At 62.8% G+C, this 18686-nt stretch carries 21 protein-coding genes and 1 riboswitch; of the genes, 1 reads left to right on the plus strand and 20 read right to left on the minus strand.

The genetic code is table 11. From position 1 onward, the window contains the following. Positions 1-310: 310 nt before the first annotated feature. The 8 genes from lgt to hisI form a co-directional block, all read right to left on the minus strand. A complete protein-coding gene (gene lgt, locus B9Y51_RS10070; RefSeq protein ID WP_085529569.1) occupies positions 311-1186 on the minus strand; it encodes a prolipoprotein diacylglyceryl transferase in 876 nt (291 codons plus the stop codon). Continuing rightward, positions 1183-2034 (minus strand): tryptophan synthase subunit alpha, encoded by an 852-nt coding sequence (gene trpA, locus B9Y51_RS10075; RefSeq protein WP_085529570.1) that lies wholly within the window; start codon positions 2032-2034, stop codon positions 1183-1185. The genes lgt and trpA overlap by 4 nt, the downstream gene beginning before the upstream one ends. Further along, on the minus strand, positions 2031-3389 hold the full coding sequence (gene trpB, locus B9Y51_RS10080; protein ID WP_085529571.1) for a tryptophan synthase subunit beta: 1359 nt from the start codon (positions 3387-3389) through the stop codon (positions 2031-2033). Before trpB ends, trpA begins: the two co-directional genes overlap by 4 nt. Next, entirely contained in the window at positions 3382-4218 is an 837-nt protein-coding gene (trpC, locus tag B9Y51_RS10085) for an indole-3-glycerol phosphate synthase TrpC (protein ID WP_085529572.1), read from the minus strand. Before trpC ends, trpB begins: the two co-directional genes overlap by 8 nt. A 112-nt stretch (positions 4219-4330) precedes the next feature. After that, on the minus strand, positions 4331-4579 hold the full coding sequence (locus tag B9Y51_RS10090) for an HGxxPAAW family protein (protein ID WP_048678480.1): 249 nt from the start codon (positions 4577-4579) through the stop codon (positions 4331-4333). Positions 4580-4675: 96 nt separating this feature from the next. Next, positions 4676-5317, minus strand: a complete 642-nt coding sequence (locus B9Y51_RS10095; RefSeq protein WP_085529573.1) for a Trp biosynthesis-associated membrane protein — start codon at positions 5315-5317, stop codon at positions 4676-4678. Continuing rightward, the gene (locus B9Y51_RS10100; RefSeq protein WP_085529574.1) at positions 5314-6906 is read right to left on the minus strand and encodes an anthranilate synthase component I; all 1593 of its coding nucleotides are present in this window, start codon (positions 6904-6906) and stop codon (positions 5314-5316) included. The genes B9Y51_RS10095 and B9Y51_RS10100 overlap by 4 nt, the downstream gene beginning before the upstream one ends. Before the next feature lie 33 nt (positions 6907-6939). Beyond that, a complete protein-coding gene (gene hisI, locus B9Y51_RS10105; protein ID WP_085529575.1) occupies positions 6940-7329 on the minus strand; it encodes a phosphoribosyl-AMP cyclohydrolase in 390 nt (129 codons plus the stop codon). A gap of 119 nt (positions 7330-7448) precedes the next feature. Here hisI and B9Y51_RS10110 point away from each other — a divergent pair, with 119 nt between their 5' ends. After that, the gene (locus B9Y51_RS10110) at positions 7449-8129 is read left to right on the plus strand and encodes a maleylpyruvate isomerase family mycothiol-dependent enzyme (RefSeq protein WP_143468043.1); all 681 of its coding nucleotides are present in this window, start codon (positions 7449-7451) and stop codon (positions 8127-8129) included. 31 nt (positions 8130-8160) lie between these two features. Here the strand turns inward: B9Y51_RS10110 and hisF are convergent, their stop codons facing one another. The 12 genes from hisF to def form a co-directional block, all read right to left on the minus strand. Next, on the minus strand, positions 8161-8925 hold the full coding sequence (hisF, locus tag B9Y51_RS10115) for an imidazole glycerol phosphate synthase subunit HisF (RefSeq protein ID WP_085529577.1): 765 nt from the start codon (positions 8923-8925) through the stop codon (positions 8161-8163). Positions 8926-8953: 28 nt separating this feature from the next. Next, entirely contained in the window at positions 8954-9799 is an 846-nt protein-coding gene (hisG, locus tag B9Y51_RS10120) for an ATP phosphoribosyltransferase (RefSeq protein WP_048678489.1), read from the minus strand. A 53-nt stretch (positions 9800-9852) separates the two neighbouring features. Continuing rightward, positions 9853-10116, minus strand: a complete 264-nt coding sequence (locus tag B9Y51_RS10125; protein ID WP_048678491.1) for a phosphoribosyl-ATP diphosphatase — start codon at positions 10114-10116, stop codon at positions 9853-9855. A 23-nt stretch (positions 10117-10139) separates the two neighbouring features. Beyond that, positions 10140-10616 carry a 6,7-dimethyl-8-ribityllumazine synthase gene (gene ribH, locus B9Y51_RS10130; protein WP_048678492.1) on the minus strand — a complete coding sequence of 159 codons (477 nt, stop codon included), beginning with the start codon at positions 10614-10616 and terminating at the stop codon, positions 10140-10142. Then, positions 10613-11350 (minus strand): GTP cyclohydrolase II, encoded by a 738-nt coding sequence (locus tag B9Y51_RS10135; protein WP_085529578.1) that lies wholly within the window; start codon positions 11348-11350, stop codon positions 10613-10615. The genes ribH and B9Y51_RS10135 overlap by 4 nt, the downstream gene beginning before the upstream one ends. Next, a complete protein-coding gene (gene ribB / locus B9Y51_RS10140) occupies positions 11347-12639 on the minus strand; it encodes a 3,4-dihydroxy-2-butanone-4-phosphate synthase (protein WP_085529579.1) in 1293 nt (430 codons plus the stop codon). The genes B9Y51_RS10135 and ribB overlap by 4 nt, the downstream gene beginning before the upstream one ends. Positions 12640-12645: 6 nt before the next feature. Next, complete coding sequence (gene ribD, locus B9Y51_RS10145) at positions 12646-13716, minus strand: bifunctional diaminohydroxyphosphoribosylaminopyrimidine deaminase/5-amino-6-(5-phosphoribosylamino)uracil reductase RibD (protein WP_143468044.1); 1071 nt, start codon at positions 13714-13716, stop codon at positions 12646-12648. Continuing rightward, positions 13713-14420: a nicotinamide riboside transporter PnuC gene (pnuC, locus tag B9Y51_RS10150; RefSeq protein ID WP_048678496.1), complete on the minus strand. Its 708-nt coding sequence runs from the start codon at positions 14418-14420 to the stop codon at positions 13713-13715. Before pnuC ends, ribD begins: the two co-directional genes overlap by 4 nt. A gap of 108 nt (positions 14421-14528) precedes the next feature. Then, a riboswitch (FMN riboswitch) is annotated at positions 14529-14667 on the minus strand. 43 nt (positions 14668-14710) lie between these two features. After that, positions 14711-15376, minus strand: coding sequence for a ribulose-phosphate 3-epimerase (rpe, locus tag B9Y51_RS10155; RefSeq protein ID WP_048678498.1), 666 nt, complete (start codon positions 15374-15376; stop codon positions 14711-14713). A gap of 108 nt (positions 15377-15484) precedes the next feature. After that, positions 15485-17131 carry an RsmB/NOP family class I SAM-dependent RNA methyltransferase gene (locus tag B9Y51_RS10160; protein ID WP_085529580.1) on the minus strand — a complete coding sequence of 549 codons (1647 nt, stop codon included), beginning with the start codon at positions 17129-17131 and terminating at the stop codon, positions 15485-15487. After that, complete coding sequence (gene fmt / locus B9Y51_RS10165) at positions 17128-18060, minus strand: methionyl-tRNA formyltransferase (protein ID WP_085529581.1); 933 nt, start codon at positions 18058-18060, stop codon at positions 17128-17130. The genes B9Y51_RS10160 and fmt overlap by 4 nt, the downstream gene beginning before the upstream one ends. After that, a complete protein-coding gene (def, locus tag B9Y51_RS10170; RefSeq protein ID WP_048678503.1) occupies positions 18057-18671 on the minus strand; it encodes a peptide deformylase in 615 nt (204 codons plus the stop codon). The genes fmt and def overlap by 4 nt, the downstream gene beginning before the upstream one ends. Positions 18672-18686: the final 15 nt, after the last annotated feature.

Genomic DNA, 18686 nt, shown 5'->3' on the forward strand with positions numbered 1-18686 from the left:
CGAGCGCGACCGGTCGGAGCTCTAGGCCCCGACGATCCAACGGTCACCGCGTCTTTGCAGCTACTACGAGATATTTCGGCGCTGTGTGGTGCACGCACCGAGTCGATCATGTTGCCTCGCCTGTGATGTGATGCGGCGGCAAGGCACGACTTTCCCATGTGTTGTTCCGCCAAAGTACCACGACGTGACCCACGTCCCTGAATGAGGTCTCAACTTCTCCACGTATTACGGCTGAGATACAGAATCATTACGAGCACGAAAAGAGGGCCGGTTCCATTTCTGGAACCGGCCCTCTTCAACTCCCATGTGGTTAGGCTTCGACGGCCGTGGCGTCGCGATCTTTGGAAATATCCTCAGGATCTTTGGTCTTGCGGCGGCTCATAGCGAACAGCATGACCGCGCCGAGAACCACCAGGAACCCCGACGTCCACACGTGAATCCGGAGACCCAGAAATTCATCCGAGTGGTCGATCCGGAGGAACAGCTCAATGAGGAATCGGCCGAATCCGTAGTACATGACGTAGGTCCAGAAGACCTGCCCCATTTTCGTCAGAACCCTCCGGGAAAGCCACAGGATGACGAGCCCGCCGAGGATGTCCCACAGGGATTCGTAGAGGAACGTCGGGTGAAACAAAGTTCCGGGCGGGTACTGTTGCGGAAAGTTGCTGGACAGCGGGTCGATTTCGAGTCCCCATGGCAAGGTGGTCGGTTTCCCGAAGAGCTCCTGGTTGAACCAGTTCCCCCACCGGCCGATGCCCTGAGCGATAAGAATTCCAGGGGCCGCGGCGTCGGCAAATGCCGCCAAGGAGACGTGCTTCCGGCGGCAGGCGATCCAGGCTCCCAAGGCTCCCAGGGTCACGGCACCCATGATGCCGATTCCGCCCTCCCAAATTTTGAGGGCATCCCAGGGGTTTTTGCCGGGACCGAAGTAGTCACCGGGGGCCGTGATCAAGACGTGATACATCCGGGCTCCGACGAGCCCAAAGGGAATGGCCCAGAGGGCGATGTCCCAAATATCGTCGGGGTTACGGCCTGTCGCTGCCCACCGTCGAGTGGTGAGCCATAGGCACACGAGAATCCCCAGCAGGATGCACAACGCGTACGCGTGGATGGTCAGGGGGCCCAGATGAAAACCGGACCAGCTGGGAGACGGAATAGCTCCGAGGATGGGTACCACCAGGCTCATGCGGAGGCTCCGGACCGACCCGCCAACTGTCTCGTCAGTTCACCGACGGCTTCCGGGCCGCCCTCTCCGAGCGCCCGAACGAGGGCGGTCCCCACGATCACGCCGTCGGCGTAGCTGCCAATTTCTTCCACGTGCTCCCGGCGGGAGACGCCGAGTCCAACGCAGACCTTCGGTGCGCCCGCGGTTCGGAGGTCGGACACGAGCCGTTCGGCCACGTCCGAAACGGATGATCGTGCCCCGGTCACTCCCATCACGGAAACGGCGTAGACGAAACCACTTGAAGCCCGAGAGATCATTTCGAGGCGTTCGACCGTAGACGACGGTGCCGCGAGGAAAATTCGGTCGAGGCCGTGACGGTCACTCGCCTCGAGCCATTCTGCGGCTTCGTCCGGGACCAGGTCGGGCGTGATGATTCCGGCGCCACCGGCAGCAGCGAGCTGCGACGCGAAGTGGTCAACGCCCTTTCGAAGCACCGGGTTCCAGTAGGTCATCACGACGACGACCGCCGAGGTTTGGGCCGTAATCTCGCGGACGGCACGAAAAACGTCGTCCACCCGGAAACCTCGGGACAGTGCCACGGCGGTGGCTTCCTGGATGACGGGGCCGTCCATGACCGGGTCGGAATAGGGTATGCCGAGTTCAATGATGTCGGCCCCGTTCTGTCCCAGCTCAATGCCGGCCCGAATGGATTCGTCGACTGTGGGATAACCCACCGGCAGGTAACCAATCAGTGCAGGGCGTCCCTCCGCTTGGCATTCCGCAAGCTTGGCCGCGAGTGGCGACTCCGGGTTGGGCTGAGGGAAGCTTCGGGTCGAGGCGCTGAATTGTTCCGATTCGGGCGTGGTCATCGAGTTTCCTCCGCGGCGTCGTGGGCGTCAGATTCCTGGCTCTTCAGTGTTGAGGCGTTGACCTCGGAACTAGGGATGGCCTTCCCCAGGCCAAACCACGACACCGCAGTGTCCATGTCTTTGTCCCCACGCCCGGACATGCAGACGGCGATGATCTTCTCACGGGCTCCCTCGGGATCCTGTTCTTTCCACGACGCGGCGAGATCAAGCGCTCCGGCCAAGGCGTGCGCCGACTCGATGGCCGGGATGATGCCCTCGGTTTCGCACAGAATTCGCAGGGCATTCATCGCCGCGCTGTCCGTGATCGGAAGGTAAGTTGCTCGACCGATGTCAGACAGGTACGCGTGCTCGGGCCCGACTCCGGGATAGTCCAAGCCCGCCGAGACGGAGTGGGATTCGATCGTCTGACCATCGTCGTCTTGCATGAGATACGTGCGAGCACCATGCAAGACTCCCGGACGGCCCAAATTTATGGTGGCCGCGTGGCGACCGGTCTCTACGCCGTCGCCGCCCGGCTCCAAACCAATGAGTTGCACCGAGGTGTCATCCAGGAAGGCGTGGAACATTCCGATGGCGTTCGAGCCGCCGCCAACGCAGGCCGTGACCGCATCGGGGAGACGACCAGTTTGTTCCAGGATCTGGCTCCTGGCCTCGGAGCCGATGGCGTCATGGAAATACCGCACCATCGCGGGAAACGGATGCGCTCCGGCCGCGGTTCCCAACAAATAGTGGGTATCTTCGACGTTCGCGACCCAGTCCCGGAGGGCCTCGTTGATCGCGTCCTTCAACGTTCGTGAACCGTTTTGAACCGCGATGACTTTGGCTCCGAGCAATTGCATCCGCGCTACGTTCAGGGCCTGCCGGTCGGTGTCGACCTCGCCCATGTAGATCACGCATTCCATGCCGAAATATGCGGCGGCCGTGGCCGTGGCGACGCCGTGCTGTCCCGCACCAGTCTCGGCGATGAGACGGGTTTTGCCCATCTTTTTCGCCAAGAGGGCCTGCCCCAGGACGTTATTGATCTTGTGGGATCCCGTGTGGTTGAGGTCTTCCCGCTTCAGGAAGATGCGCACGCCAGCCCGTTCACTGAGGCGCTGGGCTTCGGTCATCAGCGACGGGCGATTGGCATAGTCCCGCGAAAGCCTCTGGAACTCGTCCAGGAAGGCCGGGTCGGCTTTGGCCTTATCAAAGGTGTCTTCGAGCTCGTCCATCGCCCGAATCAGGGATTCCGGCATCCATTGCCCGCCGTATTCGCCAAAGTACGGACCGCTAGCGTTCTTGAGGGTACCGCCGGATCCTTCCAAGAAGGCTTCCGCGAGCTTGTGATGCTCCTGAGGAGATGGGGAATTAGCCATTGTGTGCTTCCTTCTCTTCTAAATAGGCAGCCCGTGCTTTGCGCCCTTGCTTTTTGAAGAGGCTGACGGCGTCCCGAGGATCATCGTGTTTGACGAGCGCCTCGCCCACCAAGACCGCCTCGGCACCTTGACGTCCGTATTCGGCCACGTCTTCGGCCTCAACGACCCCGGACTCTGCCAAAATCACGGGCCCGGAAGGCAGCTTCGACGCGAGTTTGCCGAAATGAGCTTTGTCCGTCCCCAGCGTCTTGAGGTTCCGAACGTTCACGCCCACAATGCGCGCATCCAGCTGAGCCGCACGCTTGATCTCCTCGACCGTGTGCGTCTCGATGACAGCGTTCATTCCCAGGCGATGGGTCAGTTCTAGATATTCGCGCAGCTCTTCGTCGCTCAAGGCCGCCACGATCAGCAGGATCATATCGGCACCGTGAGCACGTGCCTCCCAGATCATGTAGGGATCGATCGTAAAATCCTTGCGCAGGATCGGGATCGAGACCTCGGCACGGACGGCGTCTAGGTCCTCCAAAGATCCCTTGAAACGCCGGGATTCCGTCAGCACCGAGATCGCCGCGGCTCCCCCGGCCTCGTAGTCATGGGCCAATTCGGCCGGCGACTCGATGTGCGAGAGATCGCCCGCGGAGGGGCTGGCGCGCTTGACCTCGGCCAGGATTTCGAGGGTCGAGGCATCGGGTCCACGCAATGCCGAGACGGCGTCCCGGGCAGGCGATACCGACGAGACCCTTTCCTTGAGCTCGTCGAGGCTCACCTTCCGGCGCCGCTCTTCGAGATCTTCTCGGACTCCGGCGATAATTTCTTCCAAAACGGTCATGAAGCTGTGGTCTCCGGTCTGCTGCGATGCGTGACGTTGTGCCGCGCCTGTTCATGAAGAACAGCGCCCCGCCGAAGGCTGGTGCCTCGGGGAGCGCTGTCGTCATGGATTGTTAGTGATGGCTCTTGAGCCGTGAGCCGAGCTTGCCGTAACCGGCGGCTTTCAAGATGCCACCGACTACCCCGCCGAGCAGAATGATGGCGACACCGATGATGATCCACACCATGCTGCCGCGGTCGAAAGCAACCGTACCGACCAGAGTCCCGAGCATCACCAACGTGACCAAGGCCCAGGCGGCCGGTGTATTTCCGTGTCCCTCGACGGCGGTCGGCGTGAGTTCGAGATTCTGTTCAGAGCTCACTGGCCCTCCTAATACGAAGTGATCAGCACGAATTCGTGCGCAGTCTGTGAATAGTCTATGTCAAGGATACCGCCGGCAACGGATGTTGCACGGGCCTCACCGCGTCGGGTCTTCGCCCTCGCTCAAGGAGTCCCAGGCATCGATATCGTCAGCGTGAGGGTTCTCACCTCGTTGGACCGAATGTTGCGACGTTCGTTCGTAACGCCGGGAGGTGGTCTTCCACGACCGGCTGCTCCACCACAGCCAGGCCGCCGCGAGGATGGTGGCGACCCCGAGGACGAGAGTCAGCCAGGGCCAAACGGTGACAACGTACTGGCCTCCGGGTCCGTTGGTGCCGGTGGCTTCGCCCACCTTGGTCATCGCGGCATCCGTGGGGTTCAGAGCGGCGGTGAGGGCAGCGATCCCCATGCCAAGTCCAGCCAGGGCAATGACGGCGCTGATCACCAACCTCAACACTTTGCCCGCGATCCGAACCGTCAAGACGCCGGCCAAGGCCACCAAGGCCAAGGCGGACACAGCGGGCGCCGCGTCCGTGCCCTTAACGTCGACATCGACCGCTGACATCACGCTCGAAACGTGTGCCTGAATCCACGGGAATAGCGTCGTCACAAAGGCCAACGCAGGAATCAACAAACACACCAAGATCACCCGCCCTGAGCCGGGAGCCCGTTTCCCCTGGTCCGTCCCTCCGGACACTTCGGGGGCCGCGAGTGAGGCGTTGTCCGGTTCCTGGGTCAATGCTTTTCCTCCTCGGCGATGCTCGTCAGATCACGGGCACGGAGCGCCGCCTTCAAGGGGGCGGCAGCTTTACTCACGGATTCATCGGCTTCCGTTTCGGGTTGAGAATCTGCGACGATTCCCGCTCCTGCTTGCACGAATGCACGATTGTCGCGCAATAACGCGGTGCGGATGGCAATGGCCATGTCCATGTTTCCCGCGAAATCGAAATACCCGACCACGCCAGCGTAGACCCCTCTGCGGTGTGGCTCGTAATCGTCGAGGAGTTGCATGGCACGGGGTTTCGGTGCTCCCGAGAGCGTTCCGGCGGGGAAGGTGGCTCTCAAGACGTCGTACGCATGGGCGTCGTCGCGAATGTGGGCCTCGACCGTCGAGGAAATGTGCATGATGTGGCTGAACCGCTCGACCTCCATGAACTGCGTGACGGCCACGGTGCCCGGGGTGGCGATCTTCGAGAGATCGTTCCGGGAGAGATCCACGAGCATCAAGTGCTCCGATTTTTCCTTCTCATCGGCCAGGAGTTCTTCTGCGAGCGCGACGTCTTGCGAGTGGGTCTTTCCTCGGGGGCGGGATCCGGCAATCGGGTGCGTGCTGGCACGGTCGCCGTGAACGGTCACCAAGGCCTCAGGCGAGGAACCTACGATCGAATAGGGTTCGCCGTCGGGGTCTTCGAAAGTGTAGAGGTACATGTACGGCGAGGGGTTGGTTTGCCGCAGGACGCGGTAGACATCTAATGGCGGCTCGGGGCAGTCTGCCTCGAAACGCCTGGAGATGACTACCTGGAAGATATCCCCGTCGACGATCGCGTGTTTAGCCTCGACGATCGCGTTCATGTACTGCTGGCGACTCCATGTTTCGTGGACTCGCTCGTCGTCCACGGGTGACGAGGTGTCCTTGTCATCGCCCGTGAAAATGGAGACCGTGGTCCGCCCGAGGGGTTCGGCGAGGTCATCGATCATGGATGTCAATCGCGCGACGGCGTCGTCGTAGGCCCAGTCCACCCGGTCCGAGGTGCCGTTCCAATTGATGGCGTTAGCCACCAAGGTGACGGAACCGTCGTGGTGATCGTGAATCGCCATGTCGGATACGAGGTTGAGGGCAAATTCAGGGAGGTGGACATCGTCCGTGGGTGGGTGTGGCAGTTTCTCCCAGTGCCGGACGGTGTCCCAGCCCAAGTAACCGACGAGTCCCGAGGTCAGGGGCGGAAGACCGTCCCATGCTTCCGTGTGGAGCATCTCAAGGGTGTCGCGGATGGCGTCTACGGGAGAGCCGTCGGTTGGGGCCCCTTCCGGGATGGTGCCCTGCCAGTGCGGTTTGCCGTCCTTGGTCGTCAGCGTCGAGCGCGAGGAGACGCCGATGAATGAGTAGCGGGACCACTGGGCGCCTTCGTTGGCGGATTCCAGGAGAAAGGTTCCCGGCCGGCTCTGGCCATCGCGCGCCACGAGGGAGCGGTAGAGCCCTATGGGTGTCATGGAATCCGCGACGACCTTGAGGGTCACCGGAATCACCCGGTGTTCTTCGGCCAGCTGACGGAATTCCTCGCGGGTTGGCCGGAACTTGCCGGAGTAGGACGGTTCGTGGGTCTTCATCGATGTTTCCTTAAGCGATGGATCGGCCTGGGATTAGTGGTCGTCTCGGTGGCCCGTGACGGCGTGCAATGACCTCTCGTCGAAACAGGTTCGCGTTCCGGTGTGGCACGCGGCGCCGACTTGGTCGACCTGCACCAGCAGTGCGTCGCCGTCGCAGTCCAATGCAACGGATTTGACGTACTGGCGGTGCCCCGAGGTGTCGCCTTTACGCCAGTACTCGGCGCGGGATCGCGACCAGAACGTCACACGGCCTGTGGACAGGGTGCGTTGCAGAGCTTCGTCGTCCATCCATCCCAACATGAGCACTTCACCGGTGTCGTATTGCTGGATGACGGCGGCAACGAGTCCTTGATCATCGCGTTTCAACCGCTGCCTGATCTCCTCGGGCAGGGTGGATTCCTGGGTACGTGGCTGACTCATCATCGCCCACCACTCTACCGTCCGGCCTTCGGGCCGTCGTGACGCAACGGTGGCGGGCGAACGTGACCGGTGGGACACCTCGGCGTCTCCCCCGTTTAACCTTGTGGGCCTACAATCGACCCATGAGCGCGATCACAGAAATTCGACAAGACCTCGTCAATGTCCTGGGCCGGGTGGGCCCTGGCTATCCCACACTCTGTGAGGGTTGGAACACCGAGCACATGCTCGCGCACCTGATCTTGCGGGAGACTCGACCCGACGTCGCCGCCGGAGTCCTCCTTCCCCCGCTTGCTCAGCGCACGGAAGCCAAGACCGAAGAACTCGCCGAGGAACTCTCCGATGGTCAGGCGTTTTCTCACGGTTTGAGCCGTTTCGAGGCGGCTCGTCCGCTCATTCGCCGTGTTGAGGCGGTCGACGAGACGACGAACTTCTTGGAGTACCTCGTTCATCGCGAGGATGTTCTGCGTGGATCGCCCGGTGCTTTGGAGATGAATGCTGGCCGAGAGGCAGATGCGGATGAACAATCCGCCGTCTGGAGGGCTCTGTCCCGTCGTGCGGGACTCTTCGCGAAGAATTATCCCGATGGGCTCACCATGGTGGGGACCGACTCCGACGGCTCACCGACCTACGGGACCAAGGTCGTGCGCCAGCCTTCCGACGAGTCCAGGGTCAGCGCCGTCGTGCAGAAGGTCGTGCGGGCCCCCAGCACCGGTGAGTCCGTAACGCTCACGGGAGAACCCCTCGAGTTGATGATGTATCTCTTTGGACGTCGGGACGCCGCCCGAGTCGACATTTCCTACTAGTTTCCGCGGCACCCAGCGTCACGACCGGAGATCAGCGGACCTCGAAGCCCGCCTGTCGAACAGCGGCTTTGACGTCCCTGATCGCGTGATCTGGCCCGAAGTGGAAGATGGACGCGGCCAACAACGCATCCGCGCCCGCTCGGACGGCCTCCGGAAAGTGCTCCACCTTGCCGGCGCCTCCGGAGGCAATCAGTGGGAGGTCTACGACGCCGCGCACCGCCCGGATCATCTCCAGATCGAATCCGTCGCGCGTGCCGTCGGCGTCGATGGAATTCAGCAATATCTCGCCCACCCCGCGTTCGGCGGCTTCGCGAGCCCATTCGAGGGCATCCAATCCCGTCGAGGTGCGCCCTCCGTGTGTTGTGACCTCGAATCCCGATGCGGTGTGCTCCGACCGCTTGGCGTCCACGGAGAGCACGAGCACCTGATTCCCAAATCGATCTGTGATCTCGTTGATGACGTTCGGATTCTTGATGGCTGCGGTGTTGATGGACGTCTTGTCCGCCCCGGCCCTGAGCAACCGATCGACATCTTCCGGCGTGCGAACGCCTCCGCCGACCGTCAGAGGAATGAAGACCTGTTCGGCCGTCTTCGCGACGATGTCGTAGGTCGTTTCGCGGTAGGAGGAAGACGCCGTGACGTCGAGAAAAGTCAGTTCATCGGCTCCGGCGGCATCGTAGCGCCGCGCCAGCTCGACGGGGTCTCCCGCGTCCCGGAGATCCTCGAAGTTAACGCCCTTGACGACACGTCCCGCGTCGACGTCTAAGCAAGGGATCACACGAACAGCAACGCCCATGATGCGTCTCCTCTCACCGAGTAGGTGGCTACAGCCGAGCCGCCGCGATCGGGGACACCAGAATGGCCCGTGCCCCGGCGTCATACAAACGGTCCATGATCTGGTTGGTGGACTTCTTGGGCACCATGGTGCGCACCGCGAACCATCCCTCACGTTGGAGCGGGGACACGGTCGGCGCTTCCAGACCTGGAGTAACGGCGGTTGCTGCGTCCAGGTCGTCTCCGCTGACGTCGTAGTCCATCAGCACATATTGGCGGGCAACCAGCACACCGCGCAGGCGACGTGAAAGCACATCCAGGCCTGCACGATCTTCCAAGCCACGGCGCTTGATGAGCAAGGCCTCGGACCGCATGAGGGGTTCTCCGAATGGTTCGAGTCCGGCCGCTCGCATGGTGTTTCCGGTTTCCACGACGTCGGCGATGGCGTCGGCCACGCCCAATCGGATGGACGATTCGATGGCGCCGTCGAGCCGAACCACCGAAGCTTCGATGCCCTGTTCTTCCAGATAATTCTGCACGAGGTTCGAATAGCTGGTCGCGATCCGCTTGCCGTGGAGCTGTGAAATGTCGCTGAACTGGTCACGCGGACCCGCGAAATGGAAGGTCGAACGAGCGAAATCGAGGCCCAAGGACTCCTCGGCGTTCGCTCCGGAATCGAGAAGGAGGTCCCTGCCCGTGATGCCGACGTCGAGGGTTCCGTGGCCAACGTACACCGCGATATCGCGGGGACGAAGGTAGAAGAATTCAACGTCGTTCTCTTCGTCGACGATCACGAGTTCGCGACTGTCACGACGCTGCAGGTACCCCGCTTCGGTCAGCATCGCTTGGGCGGCTTGGGAGAGGGATCCCTTATTCGGGACGGCAATGCGCAACATGGTCTTCCTTCGGGCGCTGATCGGTGATGGTTCTTGGGCGATCGTGTCCGCGACTACAAGTACGAGTAGATGTCCTGCGGCTTGAGGCCCCGCGCGATCATCAGCACCTGAAGGTGATAGATCAGCTGGGAAATTTCCTCAGAGAGTTCCTCGTCCGACTGGTATTCGCCGGCCATCCACACCTCGGCGGCCTCTTCCACGACCTTTTTCCCGATCCCGTGAATACCGGAATCTAGCTCGGCCACGGTCTTCGAACCGTCGGGTCGGTCGGCTGCTTTAGTGGTCAGCTCGGCGAAGAGCTCGTCAAATGTTTTCACCTGTTTAGGGTACCCCGGCGTTCTCAAAGTCGAGACAGTGTTACCGCGGTGTGGACAGCGGCCGACGTCGCTTCGTAGCCTTTGTCCTCCGACGATCCCTCGAGCCCGGCACGATCGAGGGCTTGCTCTTCGTCGTCGCAGGTCAGCACGCCGAAACCGACCGGCTTTCCGCTCTCGAGGCTGACCTGGGTCAACCCCTGCGTCGCCGCCTGACAGACATACTCGAAGTGAGGCGTTCCTCCACGAATCACGACTCCCAGCGCGACGACGGCGTCGTGGCTCTGAGCCAGCCGTGCGGCGGCCACCGGAAGTTCGAATGATCCGGGCACGCGCACGATCGTCGACAATTCGCTGAGACCGGCCTCGGACAGGGCACGAGAGGCCCCGTCCAGGAGTCCGTTCATGACACGCTCATGCCATGAGGCTGCCACGACGGCGACCCTGAGGTCTCCCGCGTCCAGATCCTTCAGTTCCGCCGTGAATGCGCCTTCTCCACTCATGATGTCTCCTTCGTTCCGTCAGCTACGTTGGGTGAATTGTTGTCGTCATGGTTGACGTCAGCTTGTTCCGGGCCCTCATTCGTGAGCAGCTCGAGGCGGTGATGCATGCGATCCCTCTTGGTCGCAAGATATCGTGCATTTTCCGGTCGTGGACCGATTTCGTCAGGTTCGATCGACGAGACCTCGATGCCGAGCGCGGCGAGTGCCTCGACTTTGGCGGGGTTGTTGGTCATCAACCGTAACGTCGTGATTCCGAGGTCTCGGAGGACATAGGCCGCCTGGGCATAGGCTCGCGGGTCAGGTTCGAAACCCAGCGCGAGGTTCGCGTCCACGGTGTCCATCCCTTGGTCCTGGAGAGCATAGGCCCTGATCTTGTGGACCAGCCCGATGCCTCGCCCCTCATGGCCCTTGATGTACATCAATGTTCCTCCGACCTTGGCAATGGTCTCGAGGCCTTGGGCCAGTTGCGGACCACAGTCGCAACGAAACGATCCGAAGACGTCACCCGTGAGGCACTCCGAATGCAAACGAACCAGAGGCTCCGGGTTCTCGGAATCGATGATGTTGCCCGAGGCGTCCGCCGCGGTCGCGGTCAGAATTTCGTGGCCGTCAGGGAAAGACCACGCCCGGATGCTGAAAATGCCATGGGGCGTTGGGACCATCACGGCCTCCGACGTCGCCTCGGGACGAATCCGCTGCTCCCCCTCGTCCCCAAAATCTGGTGGAATACTCATGCGTCAAGGTCCTCCACCAAGTCGGCCTCGAGCTCCGCTTGGAGATCAGCAATCGAAATCATCGGCAGGCCGTGCATCGTCGCGAATTCACGCAAAGCATCGAAGCGCATCATCGAACCGTCATCGTGAACTACCTCGGCGATATATCCGACGTCGGGGAGGCCAGCCAGCCGCGCCAAGTCGACCGCGGCTTCGGTGTGCCCCTGCCGGGCGCGCACACCCCCAGGAACGGCACGCAAAGGCAGGATGTGGCCGGGGCGCGTCAGGTCCGACGCCGTGGAGGACGAACCGGCGAGAACGTTCAGCGTCTTGGCTCGGTCAGCAGCGCTGATACCAGAGGTAATCCCACGGGCGGCGTCGCAGGTCACCGTGTAGGCCGTGGATTTAGGGTCCTCGTTGACTGCCGTCATGGGAGGCAAGTCGAGGGCATCGGCGCGCTCGGGACTCATGGGTGCACACACCACTCCTGAGGAATACCGGATCATGAAGCCCAGTCGTGCCGGGTCGGCGAGCGCCGCGGCTCCGATGAGGTCGCCTTCATTCTCCCGGTTCTCGTCGTCCACCACGACGGCCAAGCCGCCTGCACGAATTGCTTGGACGGCGTCTTCGACGGCGTCGAGCCCCGTCGACACGTCGGCGTCATGGTCGGGGATCTCCGTGAGGGCTTCGTGCGCGGGGGTTTCGAAGGCTCGGCTCCTCGCCAAGTATTTAGCGACGGCGTCGGTCTCCAGGTTCACGGGGTCTCCGGGGTGGGCGTCCCCCAGGGTGGTGGCTCGCAACGTCGTCGGGATAATTCCCACTTCAAACCACGGATCCGGAGAACCGGCCGGGCTGACCGCGGTGACAGTCAAGGAAATCCCGTCCACCGCAATAGAGCCTTTTTCCGCCAAGAACGGGGCGAGGCTTTGAGGCATGCCGATGCGGACGATCGACCAGTCGGGCAGGTCTTCGATCGCGAGGATCGTGCCGGTGCCGTCGACATGCCCCTGCACGATGTGACCGTCGAATCGGCCGTCGGCGCGGAGGCAACGCTCCAGGTTGACTCGCGATCCCGGGTGCAGGGTCCGCAATGAGGTGCGGGCGAGGGTCTCTCCGATCACATCGGCGGTGAAGATTCCGGGTTCGGCGTGATGGGGCGTGGCGGTCAGGCATACTCCGTTGATGGCCAAGGATCCGCCCTCGTCCAGATCAGCCACCAGGTCTCCGGCCCGCACGGACAGTACCGCCGAGTCGGCGCGGAGATCGAGATGCTCCACGGTTCCGAGGGATTCAATGATTCCGGTGAACATGATGCGTTACTTTCTCTCGTGGGGACGTTGAGGTGCGAGATGCGTCAGGGTGTCGTTTCCGAGGCGTCCGATGCCTTCTCGGGTTCCGTCGGCTTCGCCGCTAGCTGGGTCGATCGCGAGCCGATAAGCCTTCGCCAGGGTGGGCACGCTGAGACCGTGTGTCGCGGAGCGGCCCTCGCTCAGAAGGGTGGGAGCGGTATACCAGTACATTTCATCGACCAGATCCTCCGTGAGGAAGGCCGAGATGATGCTGGGCCCTCCTTCGATGAGCACGTGACCGATCCCCTGTTGGGCAAGACGCCGAAGGGCCTCCCGGGGGTCGCGAGTGTCCAAGTGCAAATGGCCGGGACCTTGGTTGAGGTGTGCTCCCGCCGGTATGGTCCGGATGCCCATGACCGCCCTGAGGGGTTGGCGCCCCAATGGGTGTCCCCCGGTGTCGCGCGCGGAGAGCTGAGGGTTGTCGCTCAACGCCGTGCCCGTTCCGACGAGAATCGCATCCGCTCGGCTGCGAAGTGTATGCCCGTGGGCCCTCGCTTCGGGGCCGGTGATCCACTGACTCGTTCCGTCCAGCGCGCTCACCTGGCCGTCGAGTGAAGCGGCCACCTTGGCGGTCACGAATGGTCGTGTCTCTTGTTGGGAGGCCCACCATCGGGCGTTGATGTCGTGGGCTTCCTCGCGAAGGAGTCCCGCATGCATGTCGATCCCATGGGAGGCCAGGAATTCCGCGCCCCCTGCGGCGCCCGTCCCATCCGTCTCGGCATAGGTGACCTTCGGTATGCCGGCGTCTGCTATCGCTTTGGAACACGGGCCGGTTCGCCCGTAATGATTGCACGGCTCGAGGGTCACGTATAGATGCGTGTGGTTGAGGTCGGTTCCGGCCCGGCGGGCTTGTTCCAGAACATCTACCTCGGCGTGAGGCGTGCCGCTCCCCCGGTGCCACCCCACGTGAAGGATGTCCCCGGATTCATTGGTCAGCACCGCCCCCACCAGGGGGTTCGATCCTCGGACTCCGTGCAGAGCCGCCGTGAGCGCCGCTCGCATGGCTCTGAGGCCAGATTCTTCCGCCGAGTGGTTCACGCGTGGTCCTTACTCGTGACGTCCACCGTGGGATCCGGGAATTGAGTTTCCAGTTCAACGCGCCGCTCTTGGTTCCGGGTACGCCACCACATAAAGAAACCGGTCAGTGTGAAGCATCCATAGAACAAATACATGAACCCGGAGGCGTAGTAGCCGGCCGAGAACAACAACGGTACGCCGACGACGTCGACCGCGACCCAGATCAGCCAGAATTCGACCCATCCCCTGGCCATTCCCCAGGTGGCCAGCAGCGTTCCCACGAAAATCCATGCATCCGACCACACCGGTTCGTAGGATCCCAGGGCCCGAAAAACTGGCGTGAGCGCTGCGGTACCGCCGATAAAGGCCACGACCAGCACGAGTCGTTCTTTCCATGTGGCCCACCGCGGCGAAACGGCCGAGCGGCCTTGTTGCTTAGCGGTCTTCCACTGGTACCAGCCGTAGATCGACACGATGATGAACATGATCTGCCGGGCCGCTTGGCCGAGGAGGTTCACAGGGTGCGGGGAACCAAACACGGCACCCATAAACACGGTCAATAAGAGCAGATTTCCGGCAATGCCGACGGGCCAGGCCCAGACTTTGCGCCGCATTCCGCCGAGGGCAGATGCCAAGCCGAAAAGATTGCCCAAGACCTCGCGCCAGAGGATGAAACCTCCACCGATCGACAGCTGAGCGTCAAAGAGCCACCGCAGAAAGTTCACTGTTCTCCTTCCGAGCTGCGGAGGCTCCGGGGAGAACACAACGTTAGGCCCAGCCCATCGAGGAAGCCCGCTGAGAGCGAGCGTCCGACGGCGCTGTGCCGCGTTCTGCTCGTGCGCCTTTATCCAGACTGTGACTGTCGGTACCGGAATTTCACCGATTCGGCCGGGCCATTCAAGAGGAACTGAATGAACCGGGTCGCGGACTATAACCGCCGGTTCGGAATTTCACCGACCCCCGGAGCACGATTGCGTGAATTCGATTATGGCACATCGAGTGCCGATGAAGAGGTTTAGCCCACCGATCGGGATGCAATGGAACGCAATGAAGAGATGGCCTCCGCAGGGTCCTTCGCACCATAGACGGCGGATCCGGCCACGAACACATCGGCCCCAGCCTCGGCCGCACGCCCGATGGTCTCTTCCGAAATTCCGCCGTCGACCTGCAAAGCGACCTGGGCATCAGAACCGCGGATCGCTTCCGCGGCACGCCGCAATTTCGGCAAGGTCACATCCAAGAATTTCTGGCCACCAAACCCGGGTTCGACGGTCATCACGAGGAGAAGGTCCAACTCCTCGAGCATGTCGAGGTACGGTTCCACCGGAGTCGCCGGACGCAACGCCATCCCGGCCTTGGCGCCCTGAGCTCGTAGCTCGCGCGCGAGCTTGATCGGTGCTATCGCAGCTTCCGCGTGGAATGTCACGGACTCACACCCGATCTCCGCGTAGCGAGGTGCCCACCGATCGGCGTCCTCAATCATGAGGTGGACATCGAAGGGCACGGGTGAGACGGCGTGGAGTCGCTCCACGACGGCGGGTCCCCAGGTCAGATTCGGCACAAAGTGGTTGTCCATGACGTCGATGTGGGCCGCATCGGCCGTCTCGATGGCACGCAGTTCCTCGCCCAGGCGAGAAAAATCGGCGGACAAAATGGACGGGTTGATGTGAAGATGCCTCACGGGCCCTCCTGACGTCGAGACGCGGTTTTCCCGTCTTGTGCCTTGCAAGAGACGGGGTGCATGTCACAGCATACCGAGAGCACTTGCCGCTTTCGGCCGTGCGCAGACCTATTTTTTGCGCAACAAGGCCATGAACATCGCGTCCGTTCCATGCACATGCGGCCAAAGCTGTGCCGTGGTGGCCGCCTTCTGCCCCTCGGCAACTGGAGCCCCCGCCATCGGCGCTCCAGGAGCAGCTTCGCCCTCGAGGGCTCCGGGAAGGGCCGCCGCCTGCATGGCAGCGCCAGTATCGAGCAGTTCGACGTCGTCCCCGTTCAGGAGGTCCAACAGCACGTTCTGTGTTTCGGCGGGATGGGGCGAACACGTCACATACGCGATGAGACCTCCCGGTCTCGTCACTGTGACGGCCGCGCGGGCCAAATCGAGTTGTAACGACATCAGCTCCGCGATATCGCCCGGCGTCTTCCGCCACCGGGCTTCCGGCCGACGTCGCAATGCCCCGAGACCCGAACACGGAACGTCGACCATGACCCGGTCGAAAATCTCACCGGTTTCGCCAAAGGCCTCGACCGCGAGCGATACCTCTTCCGGGAGGTCCGCGGTGTGGATCGTCTCCGCGATGGCACGTCCGTCCGAAGTCAGCACCGTGTAGGACTCCCGCGGAAGCGGAGCAAGGGCCTTGCGGACGAGATCTGCACGGTGCTCGGCCGATTCGTTCGCCACAAGCTGCGCACCCCTCTGGGCGGCGAGTGCACCGAGCAGCGCCGCTTTACCTCCGGGACCGGCGCACAGATCGAGCCAGGCACCGTCCGAACCCTCGATCGGTGTTGCGGCGAGGGTTCGGGCCACGAGTTGAGACCCGGCGTCCTGAGCCCGGACGGTGCCGGATCGTACCGATTCGAGCCTGCTCAGGTCGCCGTGGCGATATACGGCCGACTCCTCAGTGAGTTCGCCAGGTCGGGCGTCATTCTCACGGGCTTCGGCGAGGTCTCCCAGCCCCGGCAACGCGACCAGGTGCACGGAGGGGCTTTCGTTGTCCGCGTCCAAGAGCGAGCGAAGCTCCGAGGTCGTACGACCGTGTGCCGCCAGTCCTTGGCGGAAGGCACGGACGATCCATGCCGGATGCGATGTCTCGAGGGAGAGCCGCTTGACCTCGTCGGTTACCCCTTCCGTGAGTTGCGCCAGCCACTCGTCGCGGCTCTTCTCGCTGACGCGACGCAAAACTGCGTTGACCATCGTGGCGGGTCCGGCACCGATGACGCCGCGCGCCAGACCGACGGTCTGATTCAACGCGGCGTGGGCCGGAACCCTCATTCCGAGAATCTGGTGGGCCCCCAGGCGCAACGCGGTCACGATCTTCGGGTCCGTTGCGGAGAGCTTCCGATCGAGGCATTCGGCCAAGACGGCGTCGTAAATTCCCCGCTCGCGCAACGTTCCGTAGGTCAGTTCCGTGGCGAAGGCCGCCTGACGCCGGTCCAACCCGTGGCGACGAATCGTCGACGGCAAAACCAAATTCGCGTAAGAGTCCTGGGTTTCGACGGCCTGAAGAACCTCGAAAGCGACCAATCGTTCCGGGTCTGCGACTCGACGCCGTTGGCTGGGCGCGGAGGACGAAAAGTTTCGCGCTCCCTGGCTCTGACGATTGCGCTCCCGGCCCTGTGCATTTCGACGCTTTGCGCCTCCCCGCTGTGGGGACGACCCGGCGCGCCGACCGCCAGATGCCGATGACCGGCCGCGTCCTGAAGTTTCGCTCATTGAAAGACCACCGTATTCTGCTCGAGTTGCCCGGCTCCACGGGCCCAGTCCGCCGCGGCCATCATCTTCTTGCCCGCCGGCTGGAGGCGCTCAACGCTCACTCGCCCGACGCCGCAGGCGACCGTCATCGTGCGATGCTCCAATCGGGCAGTGCCTGGTGGGGCTGGGTCGGCCGCATCGTGGACCTGCCGGATTCCTTGCATCTTGACCCGCTGGCCGTTGAGTTCCGTCCAGGCCCCGGGTTCTGGCGTCACTCCGCGCACCTGCGCCGCGACGTCGGCGGCGGAGCCCGACCAATCAATGCGTCCATCCTGAAGGGTGAGTTTCGCGGCGTAGGTCGGTTCGCCGGACTGCGGCGTCGCGACGATCCGCCCCTGTGAGACGTCACCGATCACCTCGGCAAGGAGAGCGCCTCCGCTGATGGACAGCTGGTGCAGCATGGTCCCTGCAGTGTCGTCGTCAGAGGCCGTCTCGGTCAGGGTCTTGTACACCGGGCCGGTGTCCATGCCCTTTTCGATCTGAAATACGGACGCGCCAAGCTCTCGCTCCCCCGCCATCAGCGCACGTTGCACGGGTGCCGCTCCTCGCCACGCCGGGAGGACCGAAAAATGCAGGTTGATCCATCCGTGTTCCAAGGCGTCCAACGCTCGACTCGGCAGGATCGCACCATAGGCGACCACCGCCGCGATGTCCGGGGCGAGGTCCGTGACCGCCTGGTGCGCTTCGTCGTCGTACGCACCGGATTTAATGACCGGAAGACCCAGCTCCTCTGCCCGACGCGCCACCGGCGACGGTGTCATCACACGCTTGCGTCCCACGGGGGCATCATTCCTGGTCAGAACCCCGACGACGTCGAGCCCGGCGGCGAGGAGCGCTTCGAGCGGGGGGACGGCCGTCTCCGGGGTCCCCGCGTACAGAACTCGGGTCATGAGCGTCCTCCCAATGCCGAACCACCAAAAGCTGATCCCTTGCCGAAGCTTGACCCAGCGGCGAATCCGCTGGACACGGTGCCCGCCCGGCGTCGTTCCACTCCCGCAGCAACGTCCCGATAGTCGGCGGCTCGGATGGCTTTCATGATCCGCTTCTTGTCGTCGCCGACCAGCCGGTCGATGTACAGCTTGCCGTCCAGGTGGTCGGTTTCATGCTGCAAGCATCGCGCCAAAAGGCCTTCGCCTTCCACCACGACGGGACGATTATTTTTGTCCACGCCGGTGACGCGCGCCCAGTGTCGGCGCGGGGTGTCGCTACTCAACCCGGGAACGGATAGGCAGCCTTCGCCGCCTTCTTGGGGCTCCTCGCCCACTTCGAGCACCGGATTGATCACGTGACCGACCTCGCCATCGCGCCCCTCGACGCCGTAGGTGAAGAGTCGCAGTGAGACCCCGATCTGCGGCGCGGCTAGCCCAACGCCTTCGACCTCGAACATGGTTTCAATCATGTCGTCGACGAGGCGGCCGATTTCGTCGTCGAAATTCGTCACGGGTTCACACACGGTACGAAGTACCGGATCGCCAAGAGTGCGCACGGTCAGTACGGTCATCGAAGTCCTTGAGGT

It is taken from the genome of Kocuria massiliensis (genome assembly GCF_900169715.1).
Classification (GTDB): domain Bacteria; phylum Actinomycetota; class Actinomycetes; order Actinomycetales; family Micrococcaceae; genus Rothia; species Rothia massiliensis.

Bases quoted from the DNA above. Each gene is read 5' to 3' on its own strand.
- trpC (WP_085529572.1), bottom strand. From the start codon at position 4,218: ATGACCGTTTTGGAAGAAATTATCGCCGGAGTCCGAGAAGATCTCGAA.
- ribH (WP_048678492.1), bottom strand. From the start codon at position 10,616: ATGAGTGGAGAAGGCGCATTCACGGCGGAACTGAAGGATCTGGACGCG.
- trpB (WP_085529571.1), bottom strand. From the start codon at position 3,389: ATGGCTAATTCCCCATCTCCTCAGGAGCATCACAAGCTCGCGGAAGCC.
- ribB (WP_085529579.1), bottom strand. From the start codon at position 12,639: ATGTTCACCGGAATCATTGAATCCCTCGGAACCGTGGAGCATCTCGAT.
- hisF (WP_085529577.1), bottom strand. From the start codon at position 8,925: ATGGGCGTTGCTGTTCGTGTGATCCCTTGCTTAGACGTCGACGCGGGA.
- trpA (WP_085529570.1), bottom strand. From the start codon at position 2,034: ATGACCACGCCCGAATCGGAACAATTCAGCGCCTCGACCCGAAGCTTC.
- hisI (WP_085529575.1), bottom strand. From the start codon at position 7,329: ATGATGAGTCAGCCACGTACCCAGGAATCCACCCTGCCCGAGGAGATC.
- B9Y51_RS10160 (WP_085529580.1), bottom strand. From the start codon at position 17,131: ATGAGCGAAACTTCAGGACGCGGCCGGTCATCGGCATCTGGCGGTCGG.
- def (WP_048678503.1), bottom strand. From the start codon at position 18,671: ATGACCGTACTGACCGTGCGCACTCTTGGCGATCCGGTACTTCGTACC.
- B9Y51_RS10100 (WP_085529574.1), bottom strand. From the start codon at position 6,906: ATGAAGACCCACGAACCGTCCTACTCCGGCAAGTTCCGGCCAACCCGC.
- fmt (WP_085529581.1), bottom strand. From the start codon at position 18,060: ATGACCCGAGTTCTGTACGCGGGGACCCCGGAGACGGCCGTCCCCCCG.
- B9Y51_RS10135 (WP_085529578.1), bottom strand. From the start codon at position 11,350: ATGAGTATTCCACCAGATTTTGGGGACGAGGGGGAGCAGCGGATTCGT.
- B9Y51_RS10110 (WP_143468043.1), top strand. From the start codon at position 7,449: ATGAGCGCGATCACAGAAATTCGACAAGACCTCGTCAATGTCCTGGGC.
- hisG (WP_048678489.1), bottom strand. From the start codon at position 9,799: ATGTTGCGCATTGCCGTCCCGAATAAGGGATCCCTCTCCCAAGCCGCC.
- lgt (WP_085529569.1), bottom strand. From the start codon at position 1,186: ATGAGCCTGGTGGTACCCATCCTCGGAGCTATTCCGTCTCCCAGCTGG.